At 46.4% G+C, this 15,486-nt stretch carries 12 protein-coding genes; 5 read left to right on the top strand and 7 right to left on the bottom strand.

The features are described from left to right. Window positions 1–207: 207 nt before the first annotated feature. The 3 genes from ABY802_RS12670 to ABY802_RS12680 all read left to right on the top strand — a co-directional run bounded on the left by ABY802_RS12670 (window position 208) and on the right by ABY802_RS12680 (window position 2,607). A complete protein-coding gene (locus ABY802_RS12670; protein WP_372627505.1) occupies window positions 208–1,125 on the top strand; it encodes a hypothetical protein in 918 nt (305 codons plus the stop codon). 179 nt (window positions 1,126–1,304) lie between these two features. Next, window positions 1,305–1,613 (top strand): hypothetical protein, encoded by a 309-nt coding sequence (locus ABY802_RS12675; protein WP_372627506.1) that lies wholly within the window; start codon window positions 1,305–1,307, stop codon window positions 1,611–1,613. 19 nt (window positions 1,614–1,632) lie between these two features. Continuing rightward, the gene (locus ABY802_RS12680) at window positions 1,633–2,607 is read left to right on the top strand and encodes a DUF4862 family protein (RefSeq protein WP_372627507.1); all 975 of its coding nucleotides are present in this window, start codon (window positions 1,633–1,635) and stop codon (window positions 2,605–2,607) included. Window positions 2,608–2,819: 212 nt separating this feature from the next. On the opposite strand, the gene ABY802_RS12685 is transcribed toward ABY802_RS12680, so the two are convergent. The 4 genes from ABY802_RS12685 to ABY802_RS12700 all read right to left on the bottom strand — a co-directional run bounded on the left by ABY802_RS12685 (window position 2,820) and on the right by ABY802_RS12700 (window position 10,242). After that, window positions 2,820–4,892 carry a prolyl oligopeptidase family serine peptidase gene (locus ABY802_RS12685; protein WP_372627508.1) on the bottom strand — a complete coding sequence of 691 codons (2,073 nt, stop codon included), beginning with the start codon at window positions 4,890–4,892 and terminating at the stop codon, window positions 2,820–2,822. 109 nt (window positions 4,893–5,001) lie between these two features. Continuing rightward, window positions 5,002–5,940, bottom strand: coding sequence for a diguanylate cyclase (locus tag ABY802_RS12690; RefSeq protein WP_372627509.1), 939 nt, complete (start codon window positions 5,938–5,940; stop codon window positions 5,002–5,004). A 3-nt stretch (window positions 5,941–5,943) separates the two neighbouring features. After that, on the bottom strand, window positions 5,944–9,738 hold the full coding sequence (locus tag ABY802_RS12695) for a response regulator (RefSeq protein ID WP_372627510.1): 3,795 nt from the start codon (window positions 9,736–9,738) through the stop codon (window positions 5,944–5,946). After that, on the bottom strand, window positions 9,739–10,242 hold the full coding sequence (locus tag ABY802_RS12700) for an Hpt domain-containing protein (protein WP_372627511.1): 504 nt from the start codon (window positions 10,240–10,242) through the stop codon (window positions 9,739–9,741). It lies immediately after the preceding gene. Window positions 10,243–10,466: 224 nt separating this feature from the next. On the opposite strand from ABY802_RS12700, the gene ABY802_RS12705 reads away from it, so the two are divergent. Then, window positions 10,467–12,584 (top strand): EAL domain-containing protein, encoded by a 2,118-nt coding sequence (locus ABY802_RS12705; RefSeq protein WP_372627512.1) that lies wholly within the window; start codon window positions 10,467–10,469, stop codon window positions 12,582–12,584. A gap of 20 nt (window positions 12,585–12,604) precedes the next feature. On the opposite strand, the gene ABY802_RS12710 is transcribed toward ABY802_RS12705, so the two are convergent. The 3 genes from ABY802_RS12710 to ABY802_RS12720 all read right to left on the bottom strand — a co-directional run bounded on the left by ABY802_RS12710 (window position 12,605) and on the right by ABY802_RS12720 (window position 14,275). Then, window positions 12,605–13,165, bottom strand: a complete 561-nt coding sequence (locus ABY802_RS12710; RefSeq protein WP_372627513.1) for a CBS domain-containing protein — start codon at window positions 13,163–13,165, stop codon at window positions 12,605–12,607. A gap of 96 nt (window positions 13,166–13,261) precedes the next feature. Then, window positions 13,262–13,576: a hypothetical protein gene (locus tag ABY802_RS12715; RefSeq protein WP_372627514.1), complete on the bottom strand. Its 315-nt coding sequence runs from the start codon at window positions 13,574–13,576 to the stop codon at window positions 13,262–13,264. Window positions 13,577–13,741: 165 nt separating this feature from the next. After that, window positions 13,742–14,275: a YgjV family protein gene (locus ABY802_RS12720; protein WP_372627515.1), complete on the bottom strand. Its 534-nt coding sequence runs from the start codon at window positions 14,273–14,275 to the stop codon at window positions 13,742–13,744. 266 nt (window positions 14,276–14,541) lie between these two features. On the opposite strand from ABY802_RS12720, the gene ABY802_RS12725 reads away from it, so the two are divergent. Further along, the coding region (locus ABY802_RS12725) for an MASE4 domain-containing protein (RefSeq protein WP_372627516.1) at window positions 14,542–15,486 on the top strand (945 nt) is incomplete at its 3' end.

The following is a 15,486-nucleotide window of genomic DNA, read 5'->3' on the forward strand; positions in this document are numbered from 1 at the left end:
AGTTGAAGTTGAAAAAGGGGTTAAGTTGCACTTAATGGATGTGGGTTGATTTAGGCAATCCAGAAATCAACAATATTTTTATGCCATGGCCATAGGCAGCAAAATAACAATAGTTGACTATAATAGGCGCTGCAGTGTGCCTTCGCCGTTTACATATGAAGTCTCTTAATTTAGTTGTTTTTAATTAAATTCATAAAAGGAATGATTATGAAAAACATCTTAAAAAAGTCGACTGTCTTTATAGCTGTATCAATGTTGTTATCAGCACAAGCCATAGCAAAACCCTCAAGCACTATTGAGCTTATTGAATATCCCGGAGCGGACAATACACAGGCGTGGAGCATCAATAGCAAAGGTGAAGTCGCCTCTACGTCAGCGGTAAGTTTTATTTATGATCGAAAGTCAGGTGGTATTACAGAGATTGATAATCCTATCGGATACGAAAGTTTATCAATTTTTGCGACCACTGAGTCTGGCGATAAAGTTGGCTCAGCGATTGATTCAAATACAGGCCGCACGGTCGGTATTTTTATCAGTAAAAAAGGGGTTGTCGATGCCTTTGAGCATCCCGATTCGGCTGGCTTTACCCAGCCAAGGGCAGTTAATAGCAGTGGCATTATCTCAGGTTTTTATTCTGATCAAGCTACGGGTAATTTCTATGGATTTCTGTTTGAAAGGAAAAATAACGCGTTTACAACGATTGTTGAAAGTGCTTTTACCATTTCACAAGGTATTAATGGTTCAGGGCAGACAGTGGGTAGTGCAGTATTTTTGGCGAACAATCCGTGTAATCCTGGAGCGCCTTTTGAACGCTTCGCCTGGGTGCGCAGTCAAGATGGTAATGTCGCCTATTTTAACATTGAGGGCTTTCGAACCTCAGCAAGAGGTATTGCCAGCAATGGTACTATCGTAGGCTTTTATTTTGACAGTGAAGGGCCAAAAGGGTTTAAGATCCCAATGCCGGACACGCAGTGCGCTATTATTAGCCTGGAAGAAGATCAACGGATAAACATTCCGGACGCACTTGGTACTTATCCTCAGTATATTTCAGATAATGGTAAGATCATTGTTGGTCAAATTATTAAGGAAGATCTAAACTTAGCCGGTTTTGTAAAATCGAAATAATCACGAAATAAAATGGTTGGATAGGCTGCATTACTATCCAACCACTCAAGTCGCAATGAATGAAAGTGCTGCGGTGAAGTCAATAGCGATGACTGATCTGGCTCGTTTAACCTCTTAAGAAAAAGAAATATCTTTTTAAAAACAACAACACGATATCATCCAAACATGCAGTATGATCAATGAAAAAACTCTCCAAGGTACAACTTAAACAACAAGCCCTGGTTTTGGCTGCGGTAACGGCGCTGGAGCAGCAGGCGCTGCAGCAATTACCAGGGGTAGTGCAGTGCTGGTTTAGCCTGGAATATGAAGCCTTTCCGGGCTCATTACTGGTAAGGCTACAGTTTAGTGACGACGCCGCATTGCAGGCGGCACAACCGCAGTTGTTGCTATGGCAAAAACGCTTCAGTGGTTTAATGTTAAAGCGCGGGGTGGTGTTAAAAGATATGCGTAAGCATCTGGTGTTTACCTGCCTGAGCCCGGACGACTAAACGAATAACAGAGCATGATATGACTTATTATCTTGGTGCTTATGCAGCATCGCCCAATCATAGTGGCTGGGATCCTGAACTGGAAACGGTTTTTTATAATGAATTAAAAGCATTACCCAATATTAAAGGGCTGGAGCACCCTTTTATTGGTAGCTTGCATCAGTATGATGACGATTGGTTTTTAGCCAATATTCACCCGAAGTGGCAGTTTGTTTTCACCTGCATTCCCGGCATTATGAATGCCCTGGCACACAATCCGCTGTTTGGTCTTGCCTCAGACGACCTCGCTGGACGCCAGGAAGCGCTTAACTTTATGCAGCAGGCCTGCACGGCGATTGGCAAATTAAATGCTCATGTTGGTCAGCAGGTAGTCACGGCAATCCAAATTCAAACCGCGCAGGCCCGGCATAAAGCGGCTTCATCTAAGGCTTCGCTTCTCACTTCGCTTGAAACCATGCTCGGCTGGGACTGGCACGGCGCTAAAATTGTTATTGAACACTGTGACGCTTATGTCGGGACTCATTTACCTTCCAAAGGCTTTTTAGCACTGCATGATGAGCTGGCAATACTGCAGCAGCTAAATGACGCACTGCCGGCAGAGCGGCAGCTGGGCATCGTGATTAACTGGGGCCGTTCAGTATTTGAGACCCGTACGGTAGCAGGCGCGGTGCAACATATTAAAGCAGCAAAAATGGCCGGCTTATTAAGTGGTGTGATGTTCTCTGGCGTATCGGATCAAGACAGTGAATATGGTGCCTGGCGTGACTCCCATCAGCCGCCGCAGCAAAGCGAGTTGATTAAGCATGGCGAGCCTGGCAGCTGGATGAGTGAGGCGGCAATGCACGAGTGTCTGGCCGCCTGCGATAAGCCAGAAACCTTGCAGATTCTGGGAGCGAAAATCGGTACCAGGCCGCTAAATGCCACTATTAAGCAGCGAATAGCAGTTATCCACGAAACATTGGCGATATTGGATCGTTATTTTGAGGCTACTTAAACTCTACCGAGTTTAGGCCAAACAGGTTTACCCACGCTGATACGCCGTAAACCCATCCCTGGGGGCTTGTTTTATAAACTTCATCCATGAAGTTTACCCTTCGGGTCAGCGGAGCTGTTCAAATTCGCTCCAGACGAATTTGTCCGCCGCAGGGCTTCACCGGTCGGCTTAGGGCAAGCCTATTTGACCTTTTTTAGCTTAAGTTAAATGCACTATTCGCTTGGCGTGCGGTATTTCTCAAACCAGGCCAGCATATATTCCACTTTCTCAATCATCCGGCTGGGCGTATTCGAGATACCATGTGGCGAGCCGGGGATCCTAACTAAAGCAGTATCTACCCGGCGAATTTGCAACGCCTGATAAAATTGCTCTGACTCAGATATCGGCGTGCGGCGGTCCTGCTCACCGGTGATCAATATCGTTGGCGTTTGCACATTACCTACCAGGCTTAGCGGTGAGCGCTGCCAGTAATGCTCAACGTGCTCCCAGGGTACCCCAGGGAACTGATGAAAGGTCTGGTATAAGTAGCTGTCACCGGTTAATACCTTGCTTAGCCAGTTAATCACCGGTTTTACCACTGCCGCCGCCTTATAACGATTAGTTAAGCCAATGGCATAGGCTGCAGCAATACCGCCGGCTGAACCTCCACCGATAAACAGGTTTTTTTCATCAATAAAGCCCAATTCCAGCATGGCGTTTACGCCGCTATCATGGTCGGCGTAGTCTTCTGGCGAGCTGTATTTATTTTGCAGTAATAGCGCAAAGCGCTCGCCATAGGATGAGCTGCCACGGTGGTTATCGTAAAACACCACATAGCCCTCTTTAGCATAGCGTTGCATTTCTGCGCCCCACTGTGCGCCATAAGCTAAGTGGGGTCCACCATGAATTTCCAGCAGTAAGGGATATTTTTTAGCCGGGTCAAAATCCGGCGGTGTCATATACCAGCCCTGAATGTTCGCACCATCGAATGACGATTTATAATTAATTTCATGCACCTGCGCTAATTTTTTATGGCCCAGTAAATCTTCGTTTAGCGTCGTTAGTACTGTGCTTTTGCCTTTTTGCATTACAGCAACATCGCTCGGACGCTGACTGGTACCGTGGGTATAGGCAATAACGCCGTTATCAGACAGGCTGAAACTGCCGCTGAGATAGGGCTGTGGTTGCGACACCCCACCTAATCTGGCCGTTAACTCGGTAAGTTTGCCTTTGCTGGTTAAACTAGCCAGTTTGCGCTGGCCGCGGTCATCATACTGCACCACAAAACTGCTATTACTTAGCCAGCCGGCTGCGGCAATGCTACGGTCAAAATCTGCAGCAACCTCGCTGACAGCATTATTAGTCAGGGTGAGTATTTTTAATTTGCTGTTGGTGTAGGGCACCAATGCATTGCTTTGCCATAAAAAAGCCAGTTGTTTACCGTCGGGCGAAAACACCGGTGCCGACTCATCACCGGCCATAGTGGTCAGGGCACTAAGTTCATTGCTGGCTAAATTAAGCCGGTACAGATTGCTGTCACGGGGCTGAAACTCCCACTCAGGGTCCAGGTTAGCTGAAAACAACAGAGTTTTGCTATCCGGGCTGAAGGTTAAATCGCTGCCATAATGAAAGTCACCGGACGTAAGCTGACGGGCACTGCCGCCTGCTACCGGCAGTACAAATATTTGCCGAAACTGTGGTTTTAAAAACCCCTGGCCATCGGCCTGATAGCGCGCCCGGTCTAATACCACTGCCGGCTCTGACCACTTAGCACCAGCAGGTTTTTTGACTTTTTTTACCCGCTGTTTCACGTTAGCTTCGCTGGCGGCCACGTTCATGGTAAATGCCAGCAGCTGTCCGTCAGGCGACCAGCTAAGGTTAGCCGGGTCTTGCGGTAAACGTGACAACTGGGCGGTTTTCCCTGCCGCTAAATAATGTACGTGGATCTCGTTTTTACCACTAAGGTTTGAAATAAAAGCTAACTTGCTGCCGTCTGCCGACCAGCGTGGCTGGCTGTAATTAAAGTTATCGGCAAATAAAGGCAGTTGCTGGCCGGTTTTGACATCCAGCAGCCATAAGCTGCGCCGGGTGCTGTCAGTCATAATATCGTTGCTGGCCCGCACATAAACTATCTTTTTGCCGTCGGGCGATATCTGCACGTCGCTGGCGTATTCCAGAGCAAAAATATCCTCAGCTTCAAAATACTGACTATTGGTGGTGCTTGCCGCAATTGGCAGAGCAGACAACAGTGCACTGCCTAGCAGCGCAATGGCTAAAAACTTAATAGCTAATGGAGAGAGTTTCACGGATAGGTTCTCGTTATTAAAATGACAAGCCCTACACTACCTGCTTGGTCTTTGTGGTTCAAACAGGCCACGACCAATCAGCCGTTTTAAGCGCCTGATACCGCCCTTGTTAAAGCATTTCAGCTTGCCGAAAACAATTACGGCCACTTTGTTTGGCGGCATATAATTGTTTATCGGCTAATGCGGTAATGGCTTCTTTTGAAGCTTCATCGTAGGGACTGGTGGCGCCACCAATGCTAATGGTAACAATACCATGCTCAGTAGTTGGGTGCGGTATCGCCAACTCAGTAATAGCCTTTAATAACTTAGCGGCCACTTTATCAGCGCCCTGCCGGTCAGTGTTCGGCAGTATTACCACAAATTCTTCGCCACCATACCGGGCTACAATATCGTTTGGTCGTAAGCAGCCTTGTTCTAATGTTTCGGCAACCTTGCGCAGTGCTTCGTCACCAGCCAAATGGCCAAATTGATCGTTAAATAGTTTAAAATGATCAATATCAATCATTAGCACCGAGATTTCGCGCTGCTTTTGTCTTTTACCAATAGCAATTTGTTTCTCAAGGGTACTGTCTAAAAAACGTCGGTTGAAAATGCCGGTAAGGCCATCTACATAAGCAAGAGAATGTAAAAAATCAGTTTGACGTTTTAAGGTCAAATGCGCTTTAACTCTGTGCAGCAGCGTATTGGCATTAACCGGTTTTTGGATAAAGTCAACGGCACCCGCTTGCCAGCAGGCATCTTCCTCTTCCTGTTTTTGCAATCCGGTGACAAAAATAACTGGGATAGCCGCAATAGTTTCATCTGCCTTCATGGCCTGGCATGTCTGTAATCCATCCATATCCGGCATCATTACATCAAGCAAAACTAGATCGGGCGCACTGTCGCGGCAAACCTGCAGAGCTTGCGCTCCGGATGTAGCCATTAATACCTGATAACTATCGCCAAGAATATGATAGATAATTTGTATATTGGTCGGTTGGTCGTCTACCACTAAAATAGTGGCTTTACCAAGCGACGCTAAAAAACGTTCCATTTTTACATCTGCCATACATCACTCTTGTTGATCAAGTAGTTGCTGAAGTATTGCAGCTGCATCCTGAAATGCCAATAGCGAAATACGTTCGGCTAGCGCTTTCGCCAGGACGGCATCTTGTTTTTTTAACTCGCTTTGAATGTCTTTAAACAACATTGTTGCTGACATATTTGCGTTATTAAGATGGCGCAATAACAACTGCATATTACTGAGCAGTACCTCTTTATCCATGGGTTCCGGCTTAGCTACGGAGGGTTCACTGGCCGCTTGGTATTGTAATAATGTTGCAAGTTGCGTCAGACCCGTCTGGCAGGCGTCGACTAACAGTTGTTCTGAGAGAATGTCAGTAGGCTCAGTCTGAGCATACTGCTGTTCAAACCGGGCGGCAATATCAGCCAGATCATTGAATCCGACGGTTGCGGCGGCGCTTTTCAGGCTATGAGATAGCAAATGCAAGTCCCGTTTCGTTTCACGCGCTGCTAACACCTTAACGGCCGCCTCTATATCTTGCTGTAATTGCGCAGCAAGTTTGAAATAAAGCGGCAGATTACCGGCCAGTCGCTTTAGTGCACTTTTAATATCGATATTATGTTCTGCACAAAAATCGTGCAGTGGGTCGTCCTCATGCGGTTTTTCAGGGGTAGAGTATTGCCCGGCCAGCTGTTCATGCTGACAGTAATGGCAAACTTTATCGATAACTTCCTGCAACGAAAATGGCTTGGCGATATGGTCGTTCATTCCTGCTTCCAGACAGGCTGCTTTATCTGCAGGCAACGCATTTGCGGTCATGGCAATAATAGGAACTTGCTTCAGGGTATGATTACTGCGGATCCGCCGCGTTGTCTCATAACCATCTATTTTTGGCATCTGAATATCCATCAAAATGGCGTCAAAAACATAAGCAGCATCTGCCAGTATCTCCAGAGCACGCTCACCGCTATCGGCAGCAATAACAGTGGCGCCCTCGGACTGTAACAGTTCAATCGCTACCAGTTGGTTAGTTAAATTATCTTCAACGAGCAGGATATTCAGCCCGCTCAATGGTAGCAATGCCTGGGCCAGGTTGCTTTTTTCTGCCGCGACAATCTCACCATGTACAATAGTTTGTACTGTTTTTAACATCACATCAGGGGTAACCGGTTTGATCAGAAAACCGTCCAGTAAATCTTTATTACTATCAGTGTTTTTTGTTAATACCTCTCTGCCGTGGGCAGTCACCATGACAATAATCGGGGCAAGTGAAAATTGTTTATTTTTACGAACCTTATCTGCAAACGCCAGGCCATCCATGCCTGGCATTTTCCAGTCCACCAGTAATAAGTTATAAGGGTTAGCCTGAACCTGAGGCGTGCTTAACAACTGTAATGCCTCCTCCGCACTTTTGGCACAATCTGCTTGCCAGCCCAGTGCAAGACACATTTCCTGCAGTATCAGCCGGGCACTAGCATTGTCATCAACAATCAGCGCATGAAAGGGGGGAAGGTTATGTTGCTGTATCGGGAAGACCATCTGCTCGCTGATTTTATGCAGCGCCATACTGAACGAGAACTCGCTACCGACATTCGGCGTACTTTGCACTTGAATAGTACCGCCCATCAAATTAACCAGCCGTTTGCTGATCGCAAGGCCAAGGCCCGTGCCACCGAAACGACGGGTTATTGAAGACTCTGCCTGATGAAAACCACTAAAAATGACTTCTTGTTGCTTTTTGGTCATGCCAATACCGGTGTCACGCACCTGAACGTTTAAAATAATTTTGTCTGAAATACTCAGCGTTACCCCAACCGAGATAATGACTTCACCCTGCTCGGTAAACTTAATGGCATTGCCAATAATATTTAATAAAACTTGTTTGATGCGTAAGCTATCACCGCTTAATTGATCCGGTACGTCTGCTGCTATCCGATACAGTACCTCTACATCTTTATCCTCAGTGGCGGAAGATAAAATAATACCCACATCCTGCATTATTGTAGCCATGCTAAAGGGATGGTTATCCAGTTCAAGCTTGCCCGATTCTACTTTAGAAAAATCCAGAATATCATTCAGCAGTGACAGTAACGATTGAGCAGCCCGGTAGGTTTTACTAACATAATCTGCTTGGCGCTGATCAAGTGATGTTTTCTGAATTAATTGCAGCAGACCGAGAATTGCGTTCATTGGCGTGCGGATTTCATGGCTCATATTGGCCAGAAAATCTGATTTAGCATTGTTGGCGGTATCGGCCACTTCTTTAGCGGCGGCAAGCTCATTCTCCCGGCGAATTTGCTCCGTTAAATCATAAGCTATACCCAAATAGCCAATAATAATACCTTCAGCGTCGACCAGACTACTAACGTTTAAGCGCACGGCAATATGGTCACCCGTTTTTGTAACATAGGTCCAGCGGCTTGCATCATTTTCGCCCAGCCGGGCTTTAGCGATAAAGGTCTCAAAACCCGCAACAACTTCGGTACCCAGCTCGCGACTCAGCGTGGCAGCCCGCTGAACAACTTCTTGCTCGAGGTGAAATACAGCGGGGGTTTGTTTCGCTATCATCTCTTGCGCGTTATACCCCAATAACTTTTCAGCAGCCGGGTTAAACACTGTAATCAGGCCATCCACGTCGGTGGCAATAATGGCATAGCCGGCACTTTCTAAGATAGTGCGCTGCAAAGCACTCACCCGGCTTATTTCAGCAGTTCGACGGGCAACCTGAACCTCTAGCTCTGCGTTTGCTTTGGTTAAAGCGGCTTCTTTTATCTCTCTTAGTTCAGCTTTGTGCAATGCCATTTGTTTGCGGCGCAACAGTAACATTTGCAACGAAAATACGATGAGGGAGATTAAAATCGTTAAGCTCAGGATCTCACGGTACAAGCTACTATGCGAAGGTAACGCTAGTTCTGTGACAAATTGTTCGGTAGGCGCCAGGTCAAGCTGCCATTGCCGGCCAAACAAGGCAAGTTGTGACTGTTGTTGATATTCAGCCAGGGCAGCTACAGCATCACCGCGCTGAAAAAAATTGATATTCTGACTGTCAGTAATATCACTGATATTCAGTACCACGTTCGGTCCAAGGCCGGCTACTGTGCTAAGTACTTCATCAATTAATAGCGCTGCATAACTCCAGCCAAATAAATGTCTAATCCGTTCCTGCTCGGTTGTTGGCGCCGGACTAATGTTATAAACCGGTATTAAGATTAGAAAGCCTTGCTGGCTTTTTTGCGCTGCCTGTACCAGGGTAATAGGTGCAGTTAACTGAACAGTATTGTATCGTGCGGCACTCAAAGCGGCATTGCGCCGCATGGCTTCTGAGCCGATATCCAAACCAATTGCTTCACTGTTATGTATTTCCGGTTCAATATACTGGATCACAAATAAACTATTGTTATGTGGCGTAAGTTGCCGAATAGAAAATTTTTTATCCGGGCGTTCTTGTTTTGCAAATTCAATAAATTCAGCCAGATTGCGTTGCGACACATAGCGGATAAAGCCAAAACCACGTGCACCCGGAAATTCCAGCGGGTAATCCCGGGTGTCGGTATATTCCTGCATAAGTTGATAATTAAATTTTTCCGGTGACGATGCCATTACTGCGCCACGAGTACCGCGCAGACCATACTGATAAAGAGTTACTTTTTCTCTTACGCCTTCGCTAATTTGATTCAGACGCGACTGCACGGCCTGATTGATTCGTTGCTGTTGTTGTATTTGCTCTCTGTCAACCGCCCGCTCGGCCAAAATGTATCCAAAGATCAACACACTTAAAGGTAACCATAAAGAAAATAAAAATTGCCTGAGTTTCAAACCTTTATTACCTTTAGTTGAGCTCATTTATAGTTCCGTATCATCCGTTGGCAAATATTTTTGCAGTAATAAGGCGGCTTTAGCAAAATCGAGGATGGCAACCTGATGTAAAAATTTGTCTGCGTCAACTTCTGACAGAAATTGGTTTAGTTGAAATTTATTTTTTGCTACCACGCTGCAGGCTGTCATATCCTGATTCTTCAGTAAAGTATGTAAATGGCAGAGATCAAGCTCACTGCCTGATTCGGTTACAGGTAACGAGTGCTCGCGAATAATAGCCTGTAACTCATCACAGCTTTGCCGGTATACGCTAAAAAAGTCTTGCCAGCGTTGTTGAGTGATATTTTCTGTAGAGGCCAACTGATGTTCTAGCTGCAATGACTGTTTGACCAGTTCGTCGGCGCCTAAGGTGGCATAACTGCCCCGCAGCTTATGCAACAATTGCTGGCAACTCTCACTATCAGAAGTAGCAATATAGTGCTGTATTAGGGCGATATTATCAGGGGTGCTATCGATCAGATTCTGTAACATTGTCAAAAGCTGAGACAAACGCTTATTGGAGATCATTAATAGGCTGTCGAGCCGGTTGCGATTAATTAACGTCACTGCTGGCCTTATTTTTTACAAATTTAAACAAAGAAACAATTAAAACACTTATTTTTCATACTTTAGTTTAATTGATGCAGAAAAAAAATATTAGATACGCTATAACTGAAATCGGTAAATTCGACAAAAAGCACAACGGGACCCAACTAATGGAATTGGCGATTCGAAGTACATCCAAAATTCTGATTATTGACGACCAACCAGCTAACATTGCACTGCTTAGTGAAATGCTGCAAGACATGGCCGAAATATATTTTGTTAGTAAAAGTACTCAAGCGTTAAGTAAAGCACAAGAATTGCTGCCGGACGTGATTTTGTTAGATATTGAAATGCCAGAAATGAGTGGTTTTGAGGTCTGCAAACTGCTGAAGCAGGACCCGCTGACGAGTAATATCTCAGTCATTTTTATTTCAGCGCATACCGAAGCGGAGTTTGAGTTCAGTTCGCTGGCGTATGGCGCAGTCGATTTTATCGGGCGGCCATTTAACCGGGCGATTTGCCGTTTACGAGTACAAAATCATTTGTTGATGCAACAACAAGCCAAAGCACTGTTATCCAGCAAGCAGCATATCCATGCCGAAAAACAACGTCTTCAGGTCACTTTAAATTCGATTGGTGATGCGGTTATTGCCACGGATACTGAGGCGAAAGTGACTTATATGAACCCGATTGCTGAACTTATGACGGGTTGGCAGCAGGGTGATGCTGTGGGTAAACCCATTAACGATATTATGCTATTGCGGGATGCTGAAAGTAAACAAACGGTGACGAATCCCGTTGTTCTGGCGCTCTCAGAGCAACGTATCGCCGCAATGGCGCTGGATTGTGAACTGGTAAACCGTAACAGCCTGGAATCTTCTGCTGTTGAAGACTCTGCTGCGCCGATTTTTGATGAAAACGGCAATATTATAGGCGCGATTATTGTATTTCATGATGTCGGTGAAGCCAAAGCGCTGGCTACCAAAATGAGCTTTTTAGCGAATCATGATCAGCTAACTGGCCTGCCTAATCGCATTCTGTTGCATGACAGGCTGGAGCAAGCATGCTGTTTAGCAACGATGATCGAGCGAAAAGTAGGTTTGATCCTCATTGATATCGATCAATTTAAATTTCTGAATGATTCTTTGGGTCATCAGTTGGGCGATGAATTAATAAAATTGTTGGTTAAACGCTTGCAAGCCATCCTTGAACCAGATCACACCCTGGCGCGGATAGGGGGTGATGAGTTTGTGCTGATCTTTCCTGATATGGTGCAAATAGAGCAAATTAGTAATCTGGCACAAAATATAAGTCGGATATCAAGACAACCTTATGAATTAAAAGGTCACAAATACAGTATGTCGCTCAGTATGGGCATTAGCGTGTATCCAACAGACTCCAGTGATGCCGAAAGTCTTTTGCGCCACGCTGACGTGGCATTATTTAAAGCGAAGCAGGATGGACGTAACAATTTTTGCTTTTTTTCTGATGAGCTGGGACAACGCATGTTGCAGCGGCATCAGCAGGAGCAAAGCTTACGTGAGGCGATTGCAGAAGATCGGCTTGAAGTTCATTTTCAGCCCAAAGTTTCACTGGGTGACGGTAGTATTATTGGCGCCGAAGCTCTGGTCCGGATCCGTAATAAAAATGGCAGCCTGATGTCACCTGCAGAATTTATTCCGCTGGCGGAAGAAACCGGTCTTATTATTCCTCTGGGTAAAACGGTGCTGATAAAAGCCTGTCAACAAAGTGCTCGTTGGCAACAAGCAGGTTGTGCGTTGCCGGTGTCAGTCAATATCGCCGCTGCGCAGTTTACTGAAGTTAGTTTGCTGGGGTTAATAGAGCATTTGTTGCAAGAATACCAACTGGCGCCTGCTATGTTGGAACTGGAAGTGACTGAAACGGCATTGATTCAAAATCCGCAGCACACGGCAAAAACTTTAAGTCAGTTCCGGGCGCTTGGCATTACTATCGCCATTGATGATTTTGGTACTGGCTATTCCAGCCTGGCGTACCTGAAACAATATAAAGTGGATGTGCTGAAGATTGACATGTCCTTTGTCAAGGACATGTTGTTTGATAAAAACGATTACGCCATTGTTAAAACGATTATATTGCTTGGGCAGTCTATGCAGATCGAACTGGTCGCAGAAGGGGTGGAAACGGCAGATCATCAGGCGATGTTGCTGGATTTAGGCTGCCGTTATGGCCAGGGCTACTATTATAGTAAGCCGCTGGCTGCGGATGACTTTATGAATTATCTGCACGCTGGCAAGACACTGAAATAAGCCTGCCAGCGCGAAAATAGTTAAGCGTTGACGCTATCAAATAAGGTTAAAAAAGTGGGTGCCTGACGAATATGTACCGGCAAATGTAGTCGCCTGGCTATATCCTGTGCGCTAATCACGCCACGGATAAGGTGCGACTCGCGATCAACGACCACGCAATGTTGTTCGCCACTGGATTGCAGGGTATTTAATACATCGGCAATAGTGCAGTGTTGCAACTGCTGCCAGGCCAGGGCTTTAATCCGCTCCCGTGGCCGCATTAAATCCGCTACTTTAATCTCACGTCGATCATCCCCGTTGGCAACCCTGCGCATAATAGCTTGATCAGACAGGTGGTCCAGATGAATAAGGCCACTAAGCTCACCTTTTTCATCCACTACCAGCTTCAGTTTGCTGCGCTCTATCTGCATTAGTGCCAGCACATCGCTGGCAGGGGTGGTTTCACTGATCATTTCAGGCTGACTGTGCTTAAAGTCATTCACCAGGTGCAAGGCGGGTGAAGTTAAACGGGCGTGATCAAACTGGTCTGGTTGTACCAAATGGTCGATCGCTTCTACTGCAAATAAAGATAATGTTTTCATGATATTCCTCGCTGCCAGCACGCAGAGGCCAAGCTGGCGATAAAAAAGTTTTAATAAGGCAATTACTAAGACAATAGTGCCACAAACAATTTCAGATCAGGAATATAACGGCGGGGCTCGAACCGGATGTGCAGCTTTAGGTTGCACCAGGGCAATAGCACTGGGCAAGCTAACTACCTCGGCACTATGGTAATGTGTTATTAGATTTAGGGTTTGGACCAGACTATTGTCGTTGTCATCACCAAAGTCTTGCTCGCTGGTAAGGCTTGTCTGGCCGGTTAGCGGACTTATTGCCTGAAACTGACTATCTGCTAATGGCGCTACGTGAGGGGCATGCGCACTGGCAATCTGCGGTGTTATCAGCAGATTCAAGTAAACTAGTAAGGCAACCGCACTTAACCAACGCATCATTTTATGACGTATTCTCTGAAAAGCCTTGCCGCATAAAACGGCGTTCCAATCTAATACAGATAATGACGGGGCCGCATGCGGTCCGCAAGGGGGTAATGCAAAAATAATTTACTATTGCGACCAATGGCGGTTTGCTAAAGGCCGAACATGTTACGAGATGCGGGGTTAGTCGGAAAAGGTCGGCGCCGTTATTTTGGTGGCAAGGCGACGGGCGCGCAGAAATCCCACCAGATTACTTAGCAAAAACGCAACTTCCATCAGTACTGCTACCGGTGAACCCACCAGAATATTATGCAGGATCCAGATGCTGGCTCCCAGGGCCATACAAAGCCGAACCCGGCCTATCCTGGTTTGAAAGCTGCCAAAGGTGCCTAACATTGCTGCGGCATAGGGCAACAGGTTCAGCGGGCTGCTATAAGTCGTTAATAAAATGAGAGTTGCGCCGGCCATAAACAACAGCATCCAGCATTGGCGGGGGTGCAAGGCAGCTACCAGAAAGCGGATCGCAGTTAAGCTGACAAACAATGCGGCCTCGTATTGGCCCAGCAGACCGAAATGGCTGGCATTGAGTACCGCAGAAATAAACCAGAATTTGAGCATCGCACTGCGCTGTTGCTGCCAGAATGCAAAAATACCGCAGCCAAAGGCAATGGCAACCAGCAATTGTGAACCGACGAAAAACAGGCTGAATTCAGGCAAAAAACTCTCAGTGACTGATGGGTATGGGCCGCTATTTTAACCAATAAGCCAACTGATTTCTTGTTGGCGTCGGCATATCATATAACTGGCGGTGTGGCATTAACTCACTGCGATTTTAATCATCATACAGATTGCTGCTGGCTGTTTTTCTGATAGTCTGAAGTACACTAAGCAAACTCGCCAGGCCAACAGCGCGCCACTTCCGGTTTAAGGCGTGCCAAAGTGAAGCGCCTTCGCTTAACTGCAATTGAGTAGCAGGACACAATGTGATCGATCTGTATGAAACACAGCATAACCGCAGGCATGTAAAGGTTGCGGCAAGTATTGCAGCCGTGTTGGTTGTTGTCGCGATCATGGTATCTGGGCGGCTTCAGTTGCCGTTGTCTGAAATTAAACCCTTCTTACCAATCTACGCAACGGCTATTATTTTACTGGAAGGGTTAACGGCTTATTTACTGATTGCTCAGTTGCTGAGCACCCGCCGTTGGTATCTGGGTTTTATTGCGGCAGCCTACTTGTTCCTGATCCCGCTGGTTGCAATTCAGTTGTTAGTTTTTCCGGGAGTGTTTTCCGACACAGGGCTGCTAAATGCAGGTCGACAGAGTGCTGTTTGGATCTGGGTCTTCTGGCATGGTGGTTTCCCAGCCATTATGCTGCTGGCGCTTTTTGCTGAGCGGATCAGTAAAAATACCTTGATACCCAAAGCAGTGTTGCCATTTTGGGCATTTAATTTTGTTTGCATGGCGTTATTGGCCGGTTTGGCTATGGCACTGCTAGCGACCTGGTATAGCCATCATCTGCCAGAACTGATCCGGCAGAATAGTTATCAGCAGTTGCTATACAGCCCGTTTGCTATTCTGGTCTGGCTACTGAATATTGGTGCTCTGTTGGCCATGGCCCGACGCGCAATGTCAGGTGGTATAATGCCGGTATGGCTGACACTGGCATTATTTGCCAGCTTGCTTGACGTTACCCTGACCCTGATTGCCGGCAACCGCTTTTCATTAGGTTGGTATGCCGCCAGAGTCAGCAGTACTTTATCTGCTGCGGTATTACTGGGGGTATTACTGTGGGAGGTAAACCAGATGTATCTGACGATGCGCCGCAGCAATGAAAAGCTGTACGAGCTGACAATGCTGGATAGTTTAACCGGCGTGTATAACCGTCGCTTTCTTGATAAGCAGCTGCTGCAAGAGCTGGAAGTCGGCGCC

Origin of the sequence: Arsukibacterium sp. (assembly GCF_041616895.1) — a bacterium.
Classification (GTDB): Bacteria; Pseudomonadota; Gammaproteobacteria; order Enterobacterales; family Alteromonadaceae; genus Alishewanella.